Consider the following 19,603-nt stretch of genomic DNA (forward strand, 5'->3'; position numbering starts at 1 on the left):
CCGGGCCCGCGTGGTCCCCGTGCGGATCCCCTGGATGGTCGGGAATCGGGCCGTCGCGTGCCAGTCCCTCAATCGAGGGGATGGAGGGCCACCTCGGGGACCGGCAGCCGTTCCTGTCCATCGGACGTCCCTGCCGCGGTGTCGGTGTCGCCGCCGACAGCCCGGTGGCGGCGCCGGGCCGTGCGGGAGCCGGTGACGGCCTCCTCCCGCCGTGAGCGCGGGAGGAGGCCGTCACCGGGGGTGGCCCGGAACGGTCGGTCCCCCGACGGTCGATCAGGGCCGCCCTGCTGTCACGGGGCGGTGAGCGGAGCGCTGTCGAACGGCGCGGTGGGCGGGGTCAGCCGGCTGCCCTGGGGGACCGGGGAGGGGAACCCGAGCACGGCGAGGCGACCGCGGACCTGGTTCTGCGCCTGGCAGTCCTGGGTGCAGGTGGTCGGCGGGTTGGCGACCTCGACGGCGTCCTCGCCCGTGACGAAGCCCATCCGGCCACCACTCGCGACGTCCCAGATCGACTGGCGACCGCAGTGCGGGATCGGCGGGAGGGCCGGGTCGACGGCACGGCACGCCGGCTGGTCGATCCGGGTGGCCACCTGGGCGCTGTCGCGGGCCACCAGGTCGCGGGCGGCGGGGCTGTCGCTGGCGATGTTGACGCGGGCCGACACCTGGACGCAGAACTGACCGGGCGGTCCGGTCTCCACGCTGGTGCAGGTGGAGCCGAGGAACTGTCCGATGCGGGCGCGGAAGAGCGGGTTGTCGAAGTAGAACGACTGGCCGCCGAGGGTGTGCACGATGCGTGTGCGGGTGCCGTCCCCGCGCTCGGGCTCCATCTGGAAGATGCCGCCCTGCGCGCAGTCCTTGCTCTGGATCTTCATCGACAGCCCTGCGCCGGTACGACCGAGTTCGATCGCCTCCCTGTCGAACTGGACGGTGATCGCGCTGCTCAGGGTCAGGCCGCGGTGGTCCGGGACCTTGCTCTCCCACACCACGGTCGGTGCGGTCACCATGCGTTCCCGGTTGGCCGCCCCGGTGAACAGGTGGTCGAACACGGCGAAGTCGCCGGCTCGCACGGCGAACTGCTGGTGGACCCCGCGCACGATGAACCGGTCGCCGAGGCTGGCGGCCGGGATCGTCGTCCGCACCCGGCGGTCGCCGCGGCCGTTGGCCACCACCGCACCGGTCGCGGCGTCGACCAGCTGGTAGCCGCCGCCCTCGCACGCCTTGGACGACGCCGCCTGAGCCGGCGAGGCCAGCGCGGCCGCGGCCACGAGCAGGGCGAGGGCGATCAGTGCGCTGCGCCGGCGGCGGGCGACTCCCGGTGGGCGGTGACCGTGCGGTGCTGTCATGGGTCCTCCTGAGTAGTTGATCAAGCACCCACACCCTGGGAGGTCACGGGGAGTGACGGACAGTGGCCGATCGTCGTAGACCACCGTGTCGACCTGCGAGAACGCAGCAGCGAAGGCGGCCCGGCGCTGACGGTGCGTGGCGGTGGAGGCGCCGGGACCCGGTCCGTCCCCACACCGGGCCGGGAGCGGCCCACCCCGCCGGGATCGCCGCTGGACACGCTCCGTGCCCGGGTCGGCCCCTGCGCGTGGTCGTACGACCCCGCGCAGTCGCGGGGTGACCGCACGGAGTCGGTGGCGCCCGACGCCGCCTTCCGCCACGAGCGGTCGCACCGCGCCGGTCCGTGGCTGACCGGTGGGCCTGCCGGCCGGCCTGCGCCGTGGGGGCGACGGCCGGACGCGCGAACTCGGCATCCCGCACTGCCCGCGGGAGCCGTTCGGGCCGGAGGTGCCGGCCACGACGGACGCCGGCGTGGCATCCGGGACGGCTGTGACGCCTGGGGCAGGTGGTTCGTGGGCGTATCCCCGTGCCGTTCCCGAGCGATGACCGCAGTGAGATGGCCGCGCCGTCGACACCGCCAGGTCCCCCCGTGGTCCTGGCGGTGGCCAGGCGCGGTGATCTGCCAACTGGCGCTCCTCCGCGCACACCGGTCGGGGGAGCCGATGCGGAGGTGCGATGCGTCAGCCGAGCCCGGACACCTTGCCCCGCCCCCGTGGGCTGTCCGACCGCAGCGATCCGGCGGTGCTCTACGTCCGCTCCTACCTGCTCATCCGAACGGCGGTCGGGGCGATCGGCATCCTGCTGCCCCTCGTCCTCATCGCCGGGGAGAGCTGGGTCCGGGGCGGCGCGGTGCACGTCGAGAGCTCGCTCAGCTCCTACTACCACACCTCGATGCAGGACGTGTTCGTCGGCGCTCTGTGCATCATCGCCGTCCTGCTGGCGACCTACCTCGCGGGGCAACCGTGGACGTGGGACTTCTGGTTGAGCCTGCTCGCGGGACTGGCCCTGCTCGGAGTGGTCTTCTTCCCGATCGCGCGGCCTGGCATCCCCGACGGAGCGCCCCGGTGCGGCAGCACGCGCGACCTGTCCGGTTGCCCGCCGCTGGAACAGCTGCTCGGTGACGTCTGGACGGGACGACTCCACCTGATCGCCGCAGGCGCGTGCTTCGTGCTGCTGGCCGCCCTGTCCTTCCTCTTCGCCCGGCGGGAGCGCGCCCGGGGCGGCAACCCCACGGCGGCGTACGCCCACGCCCTCTGCGGTGTGGTCGTCCTGCTGTCGGTCGCCGCCGCTGGGTTCGGCAACTCCGTGGCGGTCGACCTCGGCCCGCTTCCCCTGCTGTTCGCGGCGGAGACGGCCGCCGTCTGGGCCTTCGCGGCGTCGTGGCTGCTCGCCGGCCGGGACCTGTGGCTACGGCTGCTGCGGCCGCGGCGCGGCGTCGCCCGCGCCGTTGCACGACCACGGGACGCGCAGCGTCGGCTGCCGGTGGACGGCACGTCCCTGGCGGCGCCGCCCGGGCCCGATCCGACGACGGACCCGCACCGGGGTACCGCCCCGCAGGCCGCCGGCTTCTATCCGGATCCCTTCTCGCCCGAGCAGCACCCACGGACCGAGCGGTGGTTCGACGGGAGCTCGTGGACCGCCGTCACGTGCCCGGTCTTCGATCCGAGCCGGGGAGCGGAACCGGCGCCCGGCCGCGTCCTCGGCGTCCCGCAGCCCCGTGACGGGTCGGCGTACCGCGACGACCTGGAGGAGCCCGTGAGGGCCGACCACGTGATCGACCGGAACGGCGTCCGGGTCCTGGCCCGCTGCGGGCGGTGCAACGACCCCTCCTGCGCCGGTCACCCGGAGAGCACGGGACGGGGCTGGGCCCCTCTTCACTCGCCGGGCTCACCGGCCGCCACGGGTCATCCGGACACAGCGCCGTCGTCCGGTGGACAGCACGAGCACGAGTGGACGGACGAACGAGGGGCCGTGCTCGAGGTCGCCCAACTCACCCAGCTGCTCTCGGCGTCCTGCCCCGGCGGCGACATCGTCCTCCCCAGGCTCGAACGCTGGGTCGACATCGTCGGGGTCGACGCGGATCCGCGGTCCTCGGGGCCTTGGGCGGACATGCCGCGGCGGCCGATGTGGTACGTCGGCGTGTACATGTGGTCGTGGTCCACCTCCACGCCCTGGGACGAGCGCGGTGAGAGCCTGACGGCCAACCTGGCGACGTTCATCGACGGGAGCGGCGTGCCGATCGCCCCGGGACGACCCGATGCCGAGTTCCGCGGCTCCTACGGGTCATTGGCCGGGGCGCTGCGCCAGCGGATGGCGGAGCACTCCGCCGGCGTGTCCGTGAGCCCCTCCCCGGTCGTCCAGGTACGCGCCCTGGAGCGGCACGCGGCGGTGAGTCCCGTCCCGGTGGCGGCCGGGCAGCACGGCACCTCCGAGCCGCCGAACCCTCCCTACGTGGAAGGGGTGCTCGGCCTCCGCCTCGACGTGCTGCGGCTCACCGCCGAACTCGCCCAGGTCCGCGAGGCCCAGCAGCGACTGGAGTGCCTGTACGACGGGACCGGCGCCGACCGGGACGGTCTCGGGTGACGCCTCGTCCGGCGCCGGCCCGCGGCGCAGCCGGCGGGCCGAGCACACCTGCCGCGGCGATCCGCGATGTGACGACCGAGAGCGCCGCACCGCGGACGCCACCCGCGGCTCCCACCGGGCCGCGGGAGGCGCCGGCGCTCCCGCGAGCGTGCGGCGCGGTCAGTCATCTCAACTCCTGCCCGGTCGCGGCCGCGACCGGCCATGGCCGAGACCCTGGAGGACCCGTGGCCATCTACCCCGGAGCCGTCTTCAAGCCGACCGACTTCGGTGGGCGGACCCCCCGCAACGAGCAGGGGCGCGGCATCCTGCACGTCGCCGTCTCCGAACGCCGGTCGCTGCCCCCGTTCAACGGCAACACCTGGCACTTCTACGTCGCCAAGGACGGCTACTGCGAGCAGTACGTGGACACCGCCTTCCGGGCGTTCGCGGACGTCGAGGCCAACGACGACGCGATCGCCATCGAGACCCAGGGCGGCACCGGTCCGGTCGCTCAGGTCGAGAGCGAGCTGTGGACCCCGGCCCAGGAGGAGCGGCTGGCCGACATCATGCGCTGGGCCCGCGACGTGCACGGCGTGCCGCTGGCGCTGCTGCCGGACAGCCTGCCCGGCCGTCGTGGCTGGGGCCCGCACCGGCTGGGGATCCAGCACTCCCGCGGCGTCGGCGCGGTGCCCGGGTGGCTGCAGCCGGGCGGGGAGCGCTGGTCCACCGTGATCGGCAAGCTCTGCCCCGGCGCCGCGAAGGTCGGCCAGATCCCGGGCATCCTCGGCAGGGCGGCCGGTGGCGGGGTCGTCCCGCCTCCGTCCGCGCCCCCGGTGCCGCCGCCGGTGGTGGTCCCGGGCGCTCCGCCGCGACTCGGCTGGGACCTGCCGCGCGGGCACTACTACGGCAACATCCGTGGGCCGGCCCGCAGCCACGGCGGCTACTACGTCCGCGAGCGGCCGTTCGTGCAGAACATCCAGCAGTGGCTGATCTGGCGGGGGTGCGTCGCCGAGGTGCCGTCGCGGGACTACGTCCGCTCGGGCTGGGACGACGGGATCTGGGAAGCGGCGACCGACCGGGCGATGATCGAGTTCCACCGCCGCTTCTACCCCGGCCAGCCGTACCCGGCGCAGTGCTGGGCCGACGACTACGACCGCCTGGCCCGGGCGGTACAACCCGTGTCGTCGACCACGCGGCGGGGCCTGCGAGCCCTGTTCCGTCGTCCGCGCGGCACCCGACCGGGCCGCCTGGCGCCGGCGCAGGACGCCGCTCGACCGTGAGCCGGTCTGCGGCGGCCGCGCCGCTTCCCCCGGGGCCGACGGCCACGGGGGAAGCCGCCGACGTGGCCGGGTGGCACCGCGGCCGACGGGGGGCCCTCGGACGGGGGCGGGGTCATCGCGTCGGCGGTGGAGCCGGGTCCTGTGCCGCCACGGGGGCGATCAGCGGCTCAGTCGGTGGTCATGGCCCGCCGGCGGACCCGTTCGTCGAAGCGGTCGCGCTCGTCGCTGACCGGCCTGCCGAGGTACTCGCCCAGCGTGACGCCGGCGGCGAGCGCGAGACCGACGGCCAGCGCCCCGACGAGGGCGGCCAGCCCGCCGTCGATGTCTGTGTCCACGACGATCCGGAACAGGCCCTGGTAGATCGCCAGACCCGGCAGCAGCGGGACGATGCCGCAGACGGCGATCAGCTGCGGGGGGATCCGCAGCCGCTGGGGCAGCACCTCGGCCGAGAACCCGATGACGACGGCGGCGATCCCGGAGGCCAGCGGAGGGCCGGCACCCAGTGCGCTGAACGCCCAGAACGTCGCCCAGGCCAGCGCTCCGGCGGTCGCGGCGAGGCCCACGGCGTGCGGCCGGGCGTGGCTGGCCAGGGCCCAGAACGCGGCGATCCCGGCGGACGCGGCCAGCGCGACGGGAAAGCGGACCGGGGCGGCCGCGGTGGTGACGACGGTCAGCGGGAGCTGGGCGCGCTGGGCCAGGTCGAGCACGCCGGCGATGCCCACGACGATGCCGGCGGTCAGCGTCACCACCTCGAAGGCCCGCGCCCCGGCGGTCACCGGGAACCCGCTGATCGCGTCCTGGGCGGCGGTGACCAGGGAGAGTCCGGCGAGGAGCACGACGATGCCGGCGGCGACGACCAGGGAGGTCCGGACGTCGACGTCCCAGGCCAGCAGGAGGACGGCCACCCCGGTGGCGAGTGCGGCCCCCACGACCTGCTGGAAGAAGACCGGCAGGCTCCGCCGGTCGAGCACGCGCATCACCTGCCCGATCAGGGCGGTGGTCAGCGCCGCGATGAGGGCCTCCCGCCACCCGCCGCCGAGGACGAGGCCGAAGCAGCCCGCCACGCCGGCCCAGGCCAGCGCGTTCACGCTCCGGCGGTAGGTGGCGGGCGCCGCGACCACCCGGTCCAGCCGGCGGTGCGCCTCCTCGACGTCGAGGTCCCCGGCGCCGATCGCGCGGGCCAGGTCGGTGATCCCCTGCAGGCGGGTGTAGTCCAGGCGGCTCATCCGCACGATCCGCATCGCGGTGAGCGGTACGGCGTCCTCCCGGTCGAAGCTGACCGTGATAGAGGTGAACGTGATGTCGACCTGGCAGCTGGTCAGCCCGTAGGCCGCGGCGACCCGCAGCACCATCGCGGTCACGTCGGCAGAGGGAGCTCCGACGGCGAGCACGGACGCCCCGATGCGCAGGGCCAGGCCCAGCGCGGCGTGGGCGGTGAGGTCGTCCATCCGGCTGGGCTGGGCCCGCAGGCCGATCGGGGCGGTCGGCGGGTCGTTTCCCGCGACCGCACGCCAGGCCCGCTCCGGGAGACGCGAGTACGGCACACGGCGATGCGGGGGCCAGAGGGACACGCTGCCAGGCTAGGGCGCCCTCAGCTGCTACCCGATCGTCACGCTCGGCGGCGGCGACCCCGCGGGGCGTCACCGCCGTCCCTCGCTCCTCGCCTTGATCCCCTCGGCCTCGGCGGTCAGGTAGCGATCGGTGAGCCGGCGGTAGAACCGCCCCATCACCCGCCCGACGGGCCCGGCCTGCTCCACCGCCAGCGTGACCCGCGTGCCTCCGGTGCCGAGGTCCTCGAGCAGGTGCCGAGCGGTGGTGCGGACGCCCGGGCCGGTGGCCACCCAGGTGAACGAGCGTCCCGGTTCCAGCTCGGTCACCACGTACTCGGTCGGGGGGATCCGGGGCTGCTCCACCCGGACCCGGGCCCCGACGGCCAGCGGCCCGTCGTCGAGGCGCCGCACCGAGGTCACCGTCGGCGCCCACTCCGGCCACCGCTCGACCTCGCGCAGCACCTCCCACACCCGCTCGACCGGGGCCCCGACGTCGACCCTCGTGCTCTGCTCCACCGGGCCATCGTGCTGGTGGTCGGGCGTGCACGCCGTCCGCGCAGCCCTTCGGCCGGCGCCGCCGGCCGGATCGACGCGAGCTGATACCCGTCGCCGGGCCGCGGCCCCGCCCGCGGGTGACGGGCTGCGGCGGCGGGGCCCTCAGTGGGTCAGCGCGAGGCAGGTCCAGCACAGCGGCCACTCGCGGTCGCCGTCGTCCGGCCACGTCCAGTCCGCGGGGTCGAGCAGCGTCACCGCCGTCCGGCAGACCGCGCGGCCGGCGACGAGCCCGTCGCCGCCGACCGCGTGCAGGCGTCCGGCGGGCATGTCCACCCACTCCTGTTCCCAGGGTCGCGGGACGACCGCATCGGCACCCACCGTCCAGCTCTCCACCTCGACACGGCCGTACCGGCGACCCCGGGCGGGCCCAGGACGTCCGTGGTGGCCCCCTCCTCGACTCACGCCGACCACGGTCGGTGCTGACCCCGGTGTCCGGCAGGGCACTTCGTCCCAGCGGGGTGTGAGTTGCGTCGCCACCCGCGCACTGCGCGCGCAGGCGCGCGGCCTGGGCCCGCCGCGCAGCTCACCCGTCGCGACGGGCCCGCGGACGGCGGGATGCACGTCGCCGGCGTGGGGCGGCTCCTCTCGCCATCGGCCGGTCCTGCCGGCGCCTCCCAGGAGTGGCCACGTCCCGCTCCGGTCGGTCAAGCTGCAGCCCGGCACCCACGACCCCGATGGCGATCTGGCGGCTGCTCGGGGCCGGCCACGGAGCCGACCGGTCTGGAGGCAGAGGCGGCATGGCAGGAGACACCCGGATGCGTACCTGGCTCATCACCGGCTGCTCGACCGGACTCGGCCGGGCCTTCGCCGAGGCGGCCCTCCGACGGGGACACCACGTCGTCGTCACCGCCCGGGACGTCGCGACGGTGCAGGACCTGGCCGACGCCCACCCGGAGACGGCGCTGGCCCGCGCCCTCGACGTGACCAGCGACGAGCAGGTGGCCGCGGCCGTGGCCGCCGCCGAGGAGCGCTTCGGTGGTGTCGACGTCCTGGTGAACAACGCCGGCTACGGCTACCGGGCGGCGGTCGAGGAGGGCGAGGACGGCCCGGTCCGGCAGTTGTTCGACACGCACGTCTTCGGCACCGTCCGCACGATCAAGGCGGTCCTGCCGGGCATGCGTCAGCGCCGGTCGGGCACGATCGTGAACCTCTCGTCGATCGGCGCGCGGATCTGCCCGGAGGGGTCGGGCTACTACTCGGCGGTCAAGGCGGCGATCGAGGCGCTGACGCTGTCACTGCGCAAGGAGGTCGCCCCGCTGGGCATCACCGCCATGACGGTCGAGCCGGGCGGCTTCCGCACCGACTTCTCCGGCCGGTCGCTGACCCAGGCCGAGACGCCGATCGCCGACTACGCCGACACCGCCGGCCGGCGCCGCAAGGACCACGACACCGCGCACGGCAGGCAACCGGGGGACCCGGCGCGGGCGGCGGCCGCGCTGGTCGACGTCGTCGAGTCCGGCAAGGCGCCCTACCTGCTCGTGCTCGGCAACGACGCCTCGGACGCGTTCCGCGCCGCGCTCGACGCCCTGCGATCGGACGTGGACACGTGGGAGGACGTCAGCCGCAGCACCGACTTCACCGCGTGAAGCCCGACCACGGAGGGCCGGCGCCCTCGTCGCTCTGACCGGCGTGCCGGGGCCGACACCGCCCTCCTCGACCCGGGTGAGGCGTTGCCGTGGCCGGCGCAGAGCGTCCCGGGGGGCCGGCTGTTCGCGTCCTCCTCGCCCGGCCGTACCCGGCGGCACCGGCGGGTCACCCGGTGCGCTCGACTCCGACCTCGTCCCCGGGGCGACGCGGGGCCGTCGCAGGACGAAACTGTGCAGAGAATCACGCTCGACCCTTGTCCCATCCCAACGGCTCTGGTTCCCTCTTGCGAAGTCGGTTTCGAATGACGCAACAGGAATGGGAGTGTCATGGAGCAGCCGCACAGCAGGCACGTCTCGACCTCCGGCCCGCCGAACCGGGCGGAGGTGAACGGACAGCCCCCGCCGTCCGACAGCGACGCGGGCCGAGTGGCGGAGGAGCGCCTCCCCGGCCCCGGTGGTGAGGACTCCGTGGCCGAGTGCCATCCCGCGATCGCCGAGACGCCACCCTGTGTCGCCGACCGGCACTGGGCCGTGGACCGGGTCCTGTTCGCCATCGCCGCGGCCATGGCGCTGGGCTTCGTGGTCTGGGGGTTCGCCACCCCCACCGGGCTCGGCACGGTCAGCGGCTCTGTGCTCGGCTGGGTGACCGGCAACCTGGGCTGGCTGTTCGTGCTGCTGGCCTCGGCGTTCGTCATCTACGTGATCTGGCTGGCGGCCGGCAAGTACGGGCGGATCCCGCTGGGTCGTGACGACGAGCGGCCGGAGTTCCGCACCATCTCGTGGATCGCGATGATGTTCAGCGCAGGCATGGGCATCGGGCTGATGTTCTTCGGGGTCGCCGAGCCGCTGTCGCACTTCGTGGCCCCGCCGCCGCTCACGACCGAGGCCGAGAGCGCCCAGGCGATCCAGACCGCGATGGCGACCACGCTGTTCCACTGGACCCTGCACCCGTGGGCGATGTACGCCGTCGTCGGGCTGGCCATCGCCTACGGCACCTTCCGCAAGGGCCGCCGTCAGCTGATCAGCTCCGCCTTCATCCCGCTGCTCGGCCGGCGGCGGGCCGAGGGTCCGGCCGGCCGGGTCATCGACGTCCTGGCCATCTTCGCGACGCTGTTCGGGTCGGCGGCCTCCCTCGGCCTCGGCGCCCTCCAGATCGGCAGCGGCGTGGAGATCCTCGGCTGGGCCGGGGACGTCGGCAACGGCATCCTGGTCGGGATCATCGCGGTGCTGACCGCCGCCTTCGTCGCATCGGCCGTCTCCGGCATCGAGCGCGGCATCCAGTGGCTGTCCAACACCAACATGGTCCTGGCCCTGCTGCTGGCCGTGTTCGTGTTCGTCCTCGGGCCGACGATCTTCATCCTCAACCTGATCCCCGACGCGGTCGGCAGCTACTTCTCCGACCTCGGCGAGATGGCCGCGCGCACCGAGGCCACCGGCGGCGACCCGATGGCGACCTGGCTGCGCGGCTGGACGGTCTTCTACTGGGCCTGGTGGATCAGCTGGACGCCGTTCGTCGGGCTGTTCATCGCCCGGATCAGCCGCGGCCGCACCATCCGGCAGTTCGTCACCGGCGTGCTCCTGGTGCCCAGCCTGGTCAGCCTGCTGTGGTTCGCCGTCTTCGGCGGGGCCGGGATCGCCGCCCAGCGCGACGGCATCGACGTCGCCGGTCAGGGCACCACGGAGGGGCAGCTGTTCGCCGTCCTCGGGCAGTACCCCCTGGCCACCGCTGCCACCATCCTGGTGATGGTCCTCGTGGCGATCTTCTTCGTGTCCGGTGCGGACGCCGCGTCGATCGTCATGGGGTCGCTCTCGCAGCGCGGCACCCTGGAGCCGAGCCGCTGGGTCGTCGTCTTCTGGGGCGTCGTGATGGGCTCGGTGGCCGCGATCATGCTGCTGCTGGGGGAGGACGGCGCCGCCCTGACGGGGCTGCAGAACCTGACGATCATCGCGGCCCTGCCGTTCGCGCTGGTGATGGCGGCGATGGCCGTGAGCCTGGTCAAGGACCTCCGCCACGACCCGATCATCCTGCGCGGCAACTACGCCCACCTGGCGATCGAGCAGGCCGTCGTCGACGGCATCACCCGCCACGGCGACGACTTCGTCATCGTGGTCGAGCCGTCCCGGAGCCCGGACGCCGGAGGCGTGGCGGCGGGGTCGGCGGCCCCGCAGCCGCCCGACCGGCGGGTCGTCAGCCCGAGCGGCAACTACGTGGTGCAGGAGGGGACCCCGCCCGTCCCCGCGCCGAGTCAGCCCACGGCGGAGGCCATCGGCCGCCCGCAGGACCCGCGGGACTGACCAGCCCCCAGGGGGAAGAGCCTCCCGGCACCCGCCGCGCCCCCCCCGCACCGGTGCCGGGTGGCTCTCGTCCGTCGCTTCGCGGGCCCCCGCGCCCCGCTCAAGCGCGACGCAGCCGCCCCACCAGCCAGTCCGCCGCCATCTGCCGGGCGCGGTGCACCGGGTCGCCCGTCTCCAGGCCGGACGTGGTGGCCCGGCGCGCGAGGCGGGCCAGCGCGCCGTCGTAAAGGACAGCAGATACGGGTTCGGCCTGTACCTGCCGGGGTCCGATGCGGACCAGGGGCTGACCCCGGGGTCGCGGGCGGCATCTCCGCAGGCGGCTACCTCGCCTACTGCGTCGCGGCCGTCCTTGGCCTGCACCTGGTCGGCCGGGGGCGGGCGCGTCGAGCCCTGTGGTGGGCCGGCCTCATGGCGGCGGGGGGCTCGCTGGTGGTCTCCGCCGCGGAGGCGGTACCGGTCCTGGCGATCGGGGCGCTCGTCGCCGGCAGCGGTGCCGGTGCCGCGAGCCCGGCGCTGGTGGCCGCCGTGGCCGGGACGGTGTCCCCGTCTGCCGAGCCGCGGTCCCAGGCGGTCGTGAACAGCGGCACGGGGGCGGAGGGGGGCATCGGCGGTCTGGTGGTCCTGGCCTGGCCGGAGGAGTGGCGGTGGGCATGGCTCGGCTTCGCCGCCGCCGCGCTGCTCGTGACCTGGTGGACCGACCGCTCCGCCTGCTGGTGCCCGCCCTCGGCCGCTCCCGGTGGGCCGGCGTCCGGACCGCGACCGCTGCGCCTCGGGCGCGCGCTGACCGCCGGTCTGCTCGCCGGCGCCGGTGGGGCCGGGGTGTGGACGTTCGGTCCGGAGGCGACGACCGGGAGTGGACCGTCCACCCGGGTCACCGGGCTGCTGTGGTGCCTGCTGGGCGGGGCCGCCCTCCTGGGCGGCTGCGGCGGCAGCCTCGTGCGCCGCGCCGGCCTCCCCGCCGCCTGGGTGGTGTCGGCGGGAACGGCCGCCGCGGAGACGGCGCTGCTCGCCTGGCGGCCGGGGTCGGTGCCGCTCGCCGCGGTGGCGTTCGCGCTGTTCGGCTGCGGCTTCGTCGCCCTGAGCGGCGTGCTCATCGTCTGGGGTGGCCGGCTGGTGCCCGGGGCCGCCGCGCGGGCCACGGCTCTGCTGTTCATGGCCCTCACCACGGGCCAGGCCGTCGGGGCTCTCCTCCTCGGCGTCCTCGCCGGCGCCGGCGGGACACCGGCCGCCCTCGTCGCCGCCGCGGGGCTCGTGCCGGCCGCCGCGGTCGCCGCTCCGCGCGCCGGTCACCGGGCGACGCCGGCGGAGCGGTCAGGACGGCGTGGGCACGGCTGAGCGCAGCTGCCGGCGCCACCGGGTGAACAGGCGGGGCTGGTTCATCCCGAGGACGGCGACGGGCTGCCCGTCGCGCTCGTAGACGACCAGGAAGCTGCGGTCGGCGCAGCTGCCCTCCACCACGCGGGCCACGTCGCCCTCGCGACGGGAACCCGCGAACTGGATGCGGGCGCCGTACTGGTCGGACCAGAAGTAGGGGACCGCGGCGGGCGCGGGCTCCCCGGTGCCCAGCAGGGTGGCGACCGCGGCGGCCGGCTGCTCCAGGGCGTGGGTCCAGTGCTCGACGCGGACGTGCCGCTCCGCGGAGGCCGACCACGCCGCGGCGCAGTCACCCACGGCGACCACGCCCGGGACGTTGGTGGCGCAGCGCGCGTCGGTGAGGACGCCGTTGCCGAGGGCCACACCGGAGTCGGCCAGCCACTCGGTGTTCGGGACGGCGCCGATCCCCACCACCACCACGTCGGCGGGCAGGCGGGTGCCGTCGGCGAGCTCGACTGCCTCGACCCGGCCGGTGCCGACCACTCCGGCGACCCCGGTGCCGACCAGCAGCCGGGTGCCGTGGTCGGCGTGCAGCCCGGCACAGACCGTGCCCATGTCGGTGCCCAGCGGGCCCGCGAGGGGGACTGGCTGGGTCTCGACGACGGTGACCTCCAGCCCGAGCGTCCGGGCCGTGGAGGCGACCTCGGCCCCGATGAAGCCGGCGCCGATCACGACCAGGCGCCCGCCGGCGACGAGGTCCTCCCGGAGGGCGACGGCGTCGTCCAGGGAGCGCAGCACGTGCACCCCGTCGAGCCCCTCGCTGCCGGGCAGGCGCCGGGCCCGGGCGCCCGTGGCGAGGACGACGCCGTCGGCGCGGAGCTCGCTGCCGTCGTCCAGGAGCACCGAGCGGCCGGTGCGGTCCAGGCCGACCGCCCGGCGGCCCAGCCGCCACTCGAGACCGAGGTCCGCGTCGTCGGGCGTGCCCAGGGCGATGTCGTCCAGCGAGGCCGTGCCGGCCAGGAACTCCTTGGACAGCGGCGGGCGGTCGTAGGGGGCGTGCACCTCGTCGCCGATGACCACGATGCGGCCGTCGTAGGACTGTTCCCGCAGGGCGCGCGCCGCCGACAGGCCGGCCAGGGAGGCCCCGACCACGGCGACGGTGGGGGTCATGCGGCACCGTCCGCGGCGATCCCGGGCTGCACGTAGACCATGCCGTCCTGGACGACGACCCGGTGGGTGCGGACCGCGGTCTTGGCCGGCGGGCCGGACACCTTCCCGGTGCGCAGGTCGAAGCAGGAGGCGTGCAGGGGGCACTCCACGGCGCAGCCGTCCAGCCAGCCGTCGGACAGCGACGCGTCCTGGTGGGTGCACGTGTCGTCGATCGCGTAGAAGTCGCCGTCGACGTTGAAGACGGCGATGGGCTCGGTGGCCTCGACTCGGGTCGCCTCTCCGGGCGGCAGCGCGGTCGTGGGGCAGACCGGGATCATGGGCGCTCCAGCTGGTCGGTGTTGCGGTATCTGCAACTCACTGCTGATAGCGCAACAGCATGCGCGCGCGGGAGGGGGGCGTCAAGAGACGACCCGGCACGTCCGGCATGCCCGCCTACTCTGGCGTCATGAATGGGCCGCAGGGTGAGAGCGCAGACCGGGGTTCGGTCGCCGTCGTGCAGTCCGTCGACCGGGCACTGAGCGTCCTGGAGATCCTGGCGGCCCAGGGGGAGGCCGGGGTCACGGAGGTGGCCGCCGAGCTCGGTGTGCACAAGTCCACGGCCTTCCGGCTGGTGGCGGCACTGGAGAGCCGCGGCTTCGTCGAGCAGCTGGCCGACCGGGGCAAGTACCGGCTGGGCTTCGGGGTCGTGCGCCTGGCCGGCGCGGCCGCCGCGCAGCTGGACATCGCCCGGGAGGGGCGGCCGATCTGCGAGGCGCTGGCCGCCGACCTCGAGGAGACGGTGAACATCGCGATCCTGGACGGCGACCGCGCGGTGAACGTCAGCCAGGTCCGCGGGCCGGCCGCGCTCAGCACGCACAACTGGGTCGGGCAGGGCACCCCGCTGCACGCGACCTCCAGCGGCAAGGTGCTCCTGGCCTACGCGCCCGACGCCGTCCGCAAGGACGTGCTCTCCCGGGAGCTGCCGCGCTTCGCCCCCGCGACGATCACCGATCCCGAGGTGCTGCGGCAGGACCTCGGCCGGATCGTGGAGCAGGGGTGGGGCACCACCGTCGAGGAGTTCGAGGTCGGGCTCAGCGCGGTCGCCGCACCCGTCCGCGGTGCGGACGGGGACGTGGTCGCGGCGCTCAGCGTCTCGGGGCCGTCCTTCCGCATGGCCGAGGAGGACTTCCCGAGGCTGGCCCGGCGGGTGCAGTCCGGTGCCGAGGAGCTGAGCCGGCGGCTGGGCTACTTCGCACAGTCCCGCTGACTCCCGGCCGGGCGCTGCCGGCCGCGCGCGTCCGCGCGTCCGGGCTCGGTGCCCGGTGCGCGTTCTGTGCGCACACCGTCGACGCGGCGGTGTCGAGAGGACGTCGTGTGCACACAGCGGTGACCGGCGAGGTCGGCGCCGAGCGTCCACGGGGTGGCGGAGGGGGGCGACGGGACGGCGTCGGTGCGCGCGCTCTGTGCACAGAGCGTCGCGGGGGCGGCGTCGGGAGCACGTCCTGCGCGCACGACGTCGGCGGGACGGCGACGGGTGGGCGCGCGGCGTCCGGTGCTCCCTGCTTGCGCACCCCGCGTCGGCGGCGCTGACGCTCCGAGAAGGACCCCATGGGATTCGTGGCGGAACAGGTTGTTGCGTAGAGCGCGACTCGCTCTGTAATGTGAAACACACCGGTCGTCCTCAGCTTGCTGGCGGACGGCGACCGTGGCTAGTCGCAGACCTGTGTCCGACTTCCGGCGTCCCGCAGATCGCCGACGGAACCCCGAGGTGCCGTATGACCACCACCGAACAGCCCGCGAGCCTCATCTCCACGCTGCCGGGCCACTACTACACCGACCCCGGCGTCTTCGCGCTGGAGCAGTCGCACGTCTTCGAGGACATGTGGTTCTGCGTCGTGCGGTCCAGTGACCTGGCCAAGCCCGGCTCCTTCAAGAAGGTGCAGGTGGGCAGCGAGAGCGTGCTCGTGGTCCGCGGCCGGGACGGGCAGTTGCGGGCCTTCCTCAACATCTGCCGGCACCGCGGCGCGCAGATCTGCACGGAGGACTCCGGCGCGACCAACCGGGCCTTCCGGTGCCCGTACCACGCGTGGACCTACGACCTCGAGGGCAAGCTGATCGCGGCCCCGAACCTGAAGAACATGCCCGACATCGACCGGGCCGAGTACGGCCTGGTCAACGTGGCGCTGCGGGAGTGGCTGGGCTACGCCTGGGTGTGCCTGGCCAAGGAGCCCCCGTCCTTCGAGGACAGCGTGATGGGCGAGATCGTCGAGCGCCTCGGCAGCGTGGAGGCGATCGACCACTACGACCTCGACTCGCTGTCCGTCGGCCGCCGCGTCACCTACGACGTCAAGGCCAACTGGAAGCTGATCATCGAGAACTTCATGGAGTGCTACCACTGCGCGACCATCCACCCGGAGCTCACCGAGGTGCTGCCCGAGTTCGCCGACGGCTACGCGGCGCAGTACTTCGTCGGGCACGGGGCGGAGTTCGGCGACGACGTCAAGGGCTTCACCGTCGACGGCAGTGAGGGTTTCGACCGGCTCCCCGGTGTCGACGAGGAGCAGGACCGCCGTTACTACGCCATCACGGTCAAGCCGACGGTGTTCGTCAACCTCGTGCCCGACCATGTCATCTTCCACCGCATGTTCCCGGTCTCGGCCGACCGGACGATCGTGGAGTGCGACTGGCTGTACACCCACGAGGTCGTCGAGTCGGGCCGCGACGTGTCCCGCTCGGTGGAGCTGTTCCACCGGGTCAACGAGCAGGACTTCGCCGCCTGCGAGCGGACCCAGCCGGCCATGTCCTCCCGTGCCTACGCCAAGGGCGGCGTGCTGGTGCCCTCCGAGCACCACATCGGTGCCTTCCACGAGTGGCTCACCCAGCGCCTGGGGCGCTGAACCACCGGTGCTCCGGGGCCGGGGGGACGTCGTCCTCCCGGCCCCGGAGCCGTCTCCGTCAGACGACGACGTAGCCGTCGCCGGTGGCCGCGACCGCGCCGAGGCGGACGAGTCGCTCCAGGTGCAGGAGGGCGGTGCGCCGCTCGACCGCGTCGACGAGCGGCGACCGCACGTGGGGGCGGTACACCAGCCGGTGGGCGACGACGTCCTCGAGCGTGCGCGGCTGCCGCAGCAGGTCCAGGAGCACGTCGTCCCGACGGCGGATGACCGCCGCGAACCGGTCCAGCATGCCGAGGAAGGCCGCGCTGCCCTCGACCACGCCGACGTGGTGGGAGGTCCCGTACCAGCGCGCCTCGACGTCCCGCAGGCGCGCGATCGAGCTCTCGAAGTCCTCCAGGCTGCTCGACAGGTCGCCGTAGTAGGGGCCGAAGGACGTGAGGTCGACGTCGGCGAGGAACAGGAAGCCGTCGGGCTCGACGAGGAAGCCGCAGTGACCCGCCGTGTGTCCGGGCAGGTGGACGACGGTCACGGTGCGACCGCCCAGGTCCAGCACCTCCCCGTCCTCGAACGTGCCGACCTCCCCGTGCCCGGTCAGGGAGAAGGTGTCGCGGAACTGCTCCCGGAGGACCGTGGCCTCGTCGGGGCCAACCCCGAAGCCCGCGAGCAGGGCCTCGGGGGACCGGACGGCGGCCGCCTCGGCGGGATGGGCGAGGACCGGGACGTCGGCGAACAGGGAGAGCCCGGTGAGGTGGTCCTCGTGGGCGTGGCTGACGGCGACCAGGTCCACCGCGGCCGGCACCCCGCCGCGCCGGGAGACCTCGGTCGAGGGATCGACCAGCACGGTGCCGTTGCTGCCCCGGACCAGCAGGGAGTTCCCGCCGGGGTAGCGGCCGCCTCCGGGTGAGGCGAGGACGGTGACACCCCCGTACGACACGTCCCCGCACGCCGCGGGCTCTCCGCTCACCGGTCGTCGCTGCCGGTGTCCGACAGGCGGGTCAGCCAGGCCTGCCGCCACGCCTCGGTCCGCGCCACCTCGTTGAAGGTGAACAGGTGGAGGCCCTGCAGGCCGTGCCCCGGCTCGCCGAGGGCCGGTGCGAGACGCTCGACCAGGCGGTCCGGCCGGTAGCCGTGCGGGAGGAAGAAGCGCCAGAACAGGCTGTGCTGCTTGAGCAGGAACCGGGCGGACTGCCCGAGCCCCAGCCCGGCCGAGATGCGCACCAGCTTCTGGCGCGTCACCGCACCGGGGAGCCCGACCCGGATCGGCAGGTCGACGCCGCGTGCCCTGACCTGACGTGCCCACGCCGTCGTCGTCGACGGGTGGAAGCACAGCTGGGTGATGACGTGCGTCGCGTGCGGGGCCTTCCGCTCCAGTGCCTGCTCGATGAGCTCGGCGCTGATGTGCCCGTGCCCCTCGGGATAGCCGCCGATCCCCACCCGCCGGAAGGAGTGGCCGGCGGTCTCCAGCTCGAGGAGGAGGCTGAGCGCGTCGGGGAACGCCCCCGCGGGCTCGGCCGCGTCACCGCCGACGACGAACACGCTGTCGACGCCGGCGGCGCGGAGGCGGGCGGTGACGTCGGCCAGGTGGGCACGGTCCCTGACCAGCCGGGCGGCCAGGTGCGGCGTCGCGTCGAACCCGTGCCCGGACAACCGCTCGGCCAGCTCGAGCGTGGGCGCCAGGCCCTTCGCCTCCGTCACCGTCACCGTGAGGGGCACCGTGCGGGGGACGGACTCGACGACCGCCTCCTCGGCGCCCCGCAGCGGCAGGACCTCGTAGCTCGCACCGCGCAGCGCCCGCTCCACCGCGGCGCGGGACCGCCGCGCCGGCCGGCCCCCGTCCCGAGGCGGGGACCCCGCGCCCGTGGGCGCGCCGGACGTCTCAACCGACACGGCACACCTCCGCGGCGACGGTCGTGTCCTCGCCGTGGCCCGCCCTGACGACGGTGTCCCCGGGGAGGGTCAGCAGACACGAGCGGATGGAGTGCCGGATCGACGTCCGGTCGCCGGGGGAGTGACCGGGGCCCCCGCGCAGCAGCGTGTCCCCGGTGAAGACGGTGTCCAGGTCGCGCGCGTACAGCGAGGTGCTGCCCGGGCTGTGGCCCGGCGTGTGCATCGAGAGCAACCGCGTCCCGGCCACGGAGAAGGGCGTGCAGTGGCCGACGGGCTGATCGGGCAGCGCCTCGGGGTGGACGCTCCGCCACAGCGGGAGGTCGGCGGCGTTGAGCCAGATCGGTGCGCGGGTGGCCTCGCGCAGCGCCACGGCGGCGGTGATGTGGTCGCTGTGCCCGTGGGTGAGCACGATCGCCGTCACGGTGCGTCCGCCGACCGCCTCGACGATCGGCTCGGCGCGGTGGGGGGCGTCGATGACGAGCACCTCGTCGTCGTCGCCGACCAACCAGACGTTGGTGTCGGCGTCCTGCCCGGCCGGGCCGGGGACGAGGAGACGCTCGGTCCGGGCGCTCACTTGTCCAACACCACGACGGAGCGCAGCACCTCACCCCGGCGCAGGTTGTCGAAGGCCTCCTCGACGTCGTCCAGGCCGACGGCCTCGGTGACGAACCGGTCGAGCGGGAAGCGGCCCTGCAGGTACAGGTCGATGAGCATCGGGAAGTCGCGGCTGGGCAGGCAGTCGCCGTACCAGGAGGACTTCACCGCACCGCCGCGGCCGAAGACCTCGATCAGCGGCAGCTCGATCGTCATGTCCGGGGTCGGGACGCCGACGAGGACGACGCGACCGGCCAGGTCGCGGGCGTAGAACGCCTGCTCGAACACCGCGGGGTGGCCGACGGCGTCGATGGCGACGTCCACGCCGAAGCCGCCGGTGTGGCCCTTGATCGCCTCCACCGCGTCGGTCTGCCTGGAGTTGACCGTGTGGGTGGCGCCCAGCTGGCGGGCCCACTCCAGCTTCCGGTCGTCGATGTCGACGGCGATGATCGTCGTCGCGCCGGCGAGCTTCGCGCCGGCGATCGCGGCGTCACCGACGCCGCCGCAGCCGAACACCGCCACGCTCTCGCCGCGCTTGACCGCACCGGTGTTGATCGCGGCGCCGACGCCGGCCATGACGCCGCAGCCGAGCA

Annotated in this window: 17 protein-coding genes; 7 read left to right on the plus strand and 10 right to left on the minus strand. The window is 74.5% G+C overall.

All coding sequences use genetic code 11. From position 1 onward, the window contains the following. Positions 1 to 290: 290 nt before the first annotated feature. Positions 291 to 1,343, minus strand: a complete 1,053-nt coding sequence (locus tag ACI784_RS20625) for a hypothetical protein (protein ID WP_457014721.1) — start codon at positions 1,341 to 1,343, stop codon at positions 291 to 293. A gap of 673 nt (positions 1,344 to 2,016) precedes the next feature. On the opposite strand from ACI784_RS20625, the gene ACI784_RS20630 reads away from it, so the two are divergent. Further along, positions 2,017 to 3,924, plus strand: a complete 1,908-nt coding sequence (locus ACI784_RS20630) for a DUF2510 domain-containing protein (protein WP_457014722.1) — start codon at positions 2,017 to 2,019, stop codon at positions 3,922 to 3,924. Between the two features lie 224 nt (positions 3,925 to 4,148). After that, complete coding sequence (locus ACI784_RS20635; protein WP_457014723.1) at positions 4,149 to 5,183, plus strand: N-acetylmuramoyl-L-alanine amidase; 1,035 nt, start codon at positions 4,149 to 4,151, stop codon at positions 5,181 to 5,183. Positions 5,184 to 5,350: 167 nt separating this feature from the next. On the opposite strand, the gene ACI784_RS20640 is transcribed toward ACI784_RS20635, so the two are convergent. From ACI784_RS20640 to ACI784_RS20650, 3 genes are all read right to left on the minus strand, one after another. Then, complete coding sequence (locus ACI784_RS20640) at positions 5,351 to 6,754, minus strand: threonine/serine ThrE exporter family protein (RefSeq protein WP_457014724.1); 1,404 nt, start codon at positions 6,752 to 6,754, stop codon at positions 5,351 to 5,353. A 69-nt stretch (positions 6,755 to 6,823) separates the two neighbouring features. Then, positions 6,824 to 7,249, minus strand: a complete 426-nt coding sequence (locus ACI784_RS20645; RefSeq protein WP_457014725.1) for an SRPBCC family protein — start codon at positions 7,247 to 7,249, stop codon at positions 6,824 to 6,826. A 141-nt stretch (positions 7,250 to 7,390) separates the two neighbouring features. Continuing rightward, positions 7,391 to 7,555, minus strand: coding sequence for a hypothetical protein (locus ACI784_RS20650; RefSeq protein WP_456925688.1), 165 nt, complete (start codon positions 7,553 to 7,555; stop codon positions 7,391 to 7,393). A 488-nt stretch (positions 7,556 to 8,043) separates the two neighbouring features. Here ACI784_RS20650 and ACI784_RS20655 point away from each other — a divergent pair, with 488 nt between their 5' ends. The 3 genes from ACI784_RS20655 (at position 8,044) to ACI784_RS20665 (ending at position 12,504) form a co-directional block, all read left to right on the plus strand. Continuing rightward, positions 8,044 to 8,874: an oxidoreductase gene (locus ACI784_RS20655; protein WP_456925689.1), complete on the plus strand. Its 831-nt coding sequence runs from the start codon at positions 8,044 to 8,046 to the stop codon at positions 8,872 to 8,874. A 468-nt stretch (positions 8,875 to 9,342) separates the two neighbouring features. Beyond that, positions 9,343 to 11,169, plus strand: a complete 1,827-nt coding sequence (locus tag ACI784_RS20660) for a BCCT family transporter (RefSeq protein WP_456925690.1) — start codon at positions 9,343 to 9,345, stop codon at positions 11,167 to 11,169. A gap of 60 nt (positions 11,170 to 11,229) precedes the next feature. Next, on the plus strand, positions 11,230 to 12,504 hold the full coding sequence (locus tag ACI784_RS20665) for an MFS transporter (protein WP_457014727.1): 1,275 nt from the start codon (positions 11,230 to 11,232) through the stop codon (positions 12,502 to 12,504). On the opposite strand, the gene ACI784_RS20670 is transcribed toward ACI784_RS20665, so the two are convergent. Then, entirely contained in the window at positions 12,481 to 13,653 is a 1,173-nt protein-coding gene (locus ACI784_RS20670; protein WP_456925724.1) for an NAD(P)/FAD-dependent oxidoreductase, read from the minus strand. The two genes, ACI784_RS20665 and ACI784_RS20670, sit on opposite strands and share 24 nt — an antisense overlap. Further along, complete coding sequence (locus ACI784_RS20675) at positions 13,650 to 13,970, minus strand: bifunctional 3-phenylpropionate/cinnamic acid dioxygenase ferredoxin subunit (RefSeq protein WP_456925725.1); 321 nt, start codon at positions 13,968 to 13,970, stop codon at positions 13,650 to 13,652. Before ACI784_RS20675 ends, ACI784_RS20670 begins: the two co-directional genes overlap by 4 nt. 176 nt (positions 13,971 to 14,146) lie before the next feature. Here ACI784_RS20675 and ACI784_RS20680 point away from each other — a divergent pair, with 176 nt between their 5' ends. Together ACI784_RS20680 and ACI784_RS20685 are read left to right on the plus strand one after the other, a co-directional pair. Further along, positions 14,147 to 14,899 carry an IclR family transcriptional regulator gene (locus tag ACI784_RS20680; protein WP_457014730.1) on the plus strand — a complete coding sequence of 251 codons (753 nt, stop codon included), beginning with the start codon at positions 14,147 to 14,149 and terminating at the stop codon, positions 14,897 to 14,899. 508 nt (positions 14,900 to 15,407) lie between these two features. Beyond that, positions 15,408 to 16,529, plus strand: a complete 1,122-nt coding sequence (locus tag ACI784_RS20685) for an aromatic ring-hydroxylating oxygenase subunit alpha (protein WP_457014731.1) — start codon at positions 15,408 to 15,410, stop codon at positions 16,527 to 16,529. Between the two features lie 58 nt (positions 16,530 to 16,587). Here ACI784_RS20685 and ACI784_RS20690 read toward each other — a convergent pair whose 3' ends face one another. The 4 genes from ACI784_RS20690 to ACI784_RS20705 form a co-directional block, all read right to left on the minus strand. Further along, complete coding sequence (locus ACI784_RS20690; RefSeq protein WP_457014732.1) at positions 16,588 to 17,493, minus strand: MBL fold metallo-hydrolase; 906 nt, start codon at positions 17,491 to 17,493, stop codon at positions 16,588 to 16,590. Next, the gene (locus ACI784_RS20695; protein ID WP_456925729.1) at positions 17,490 to 18,416 is read right to left on the minus strand and encodes a methylenetetrahydrofolate reductase; all 927 of its coding nucleotides are present in this window, start codon (positions 18,414 to 18,416) and stop codon (positions 17,490 to 17,492) included. The genes ACI784_RS20690 and ACI784_RS20695 overlap by 4 nt, the downstream gene beginning before the upstream one ends. After that, positions 18,406 to 18,990, minus strand: coding sequence for an MBL fold metallo-hydrolase (locus ACI784_RS20700; RefSeq protein WP_456925731.1), 585 nt, complete (start codon positions 18,988 to 18,990; stop codon positions 18,406 to 18,408). The genes ACI784_RS20695 and ACI784_RS20700 overlap by 11 nt, the downstream gene beginning before the upstream one ends. Next, on the minus strand, positions 18,987 to 19,603 hold a 617-nt coding region (locus tag ACI784_RS20705; RefSeq protein WP_457014733.1), incomplete at its 5' end, for a zinc-binding dehydrogenase. The genes ACI784_RS20700 and ACI784_RS20705, both read right to left, overlap by 4 nt.

It is taken from the genome of Geodermatophilus sp. SYSU D01186 (assembly GCF_054050215.1).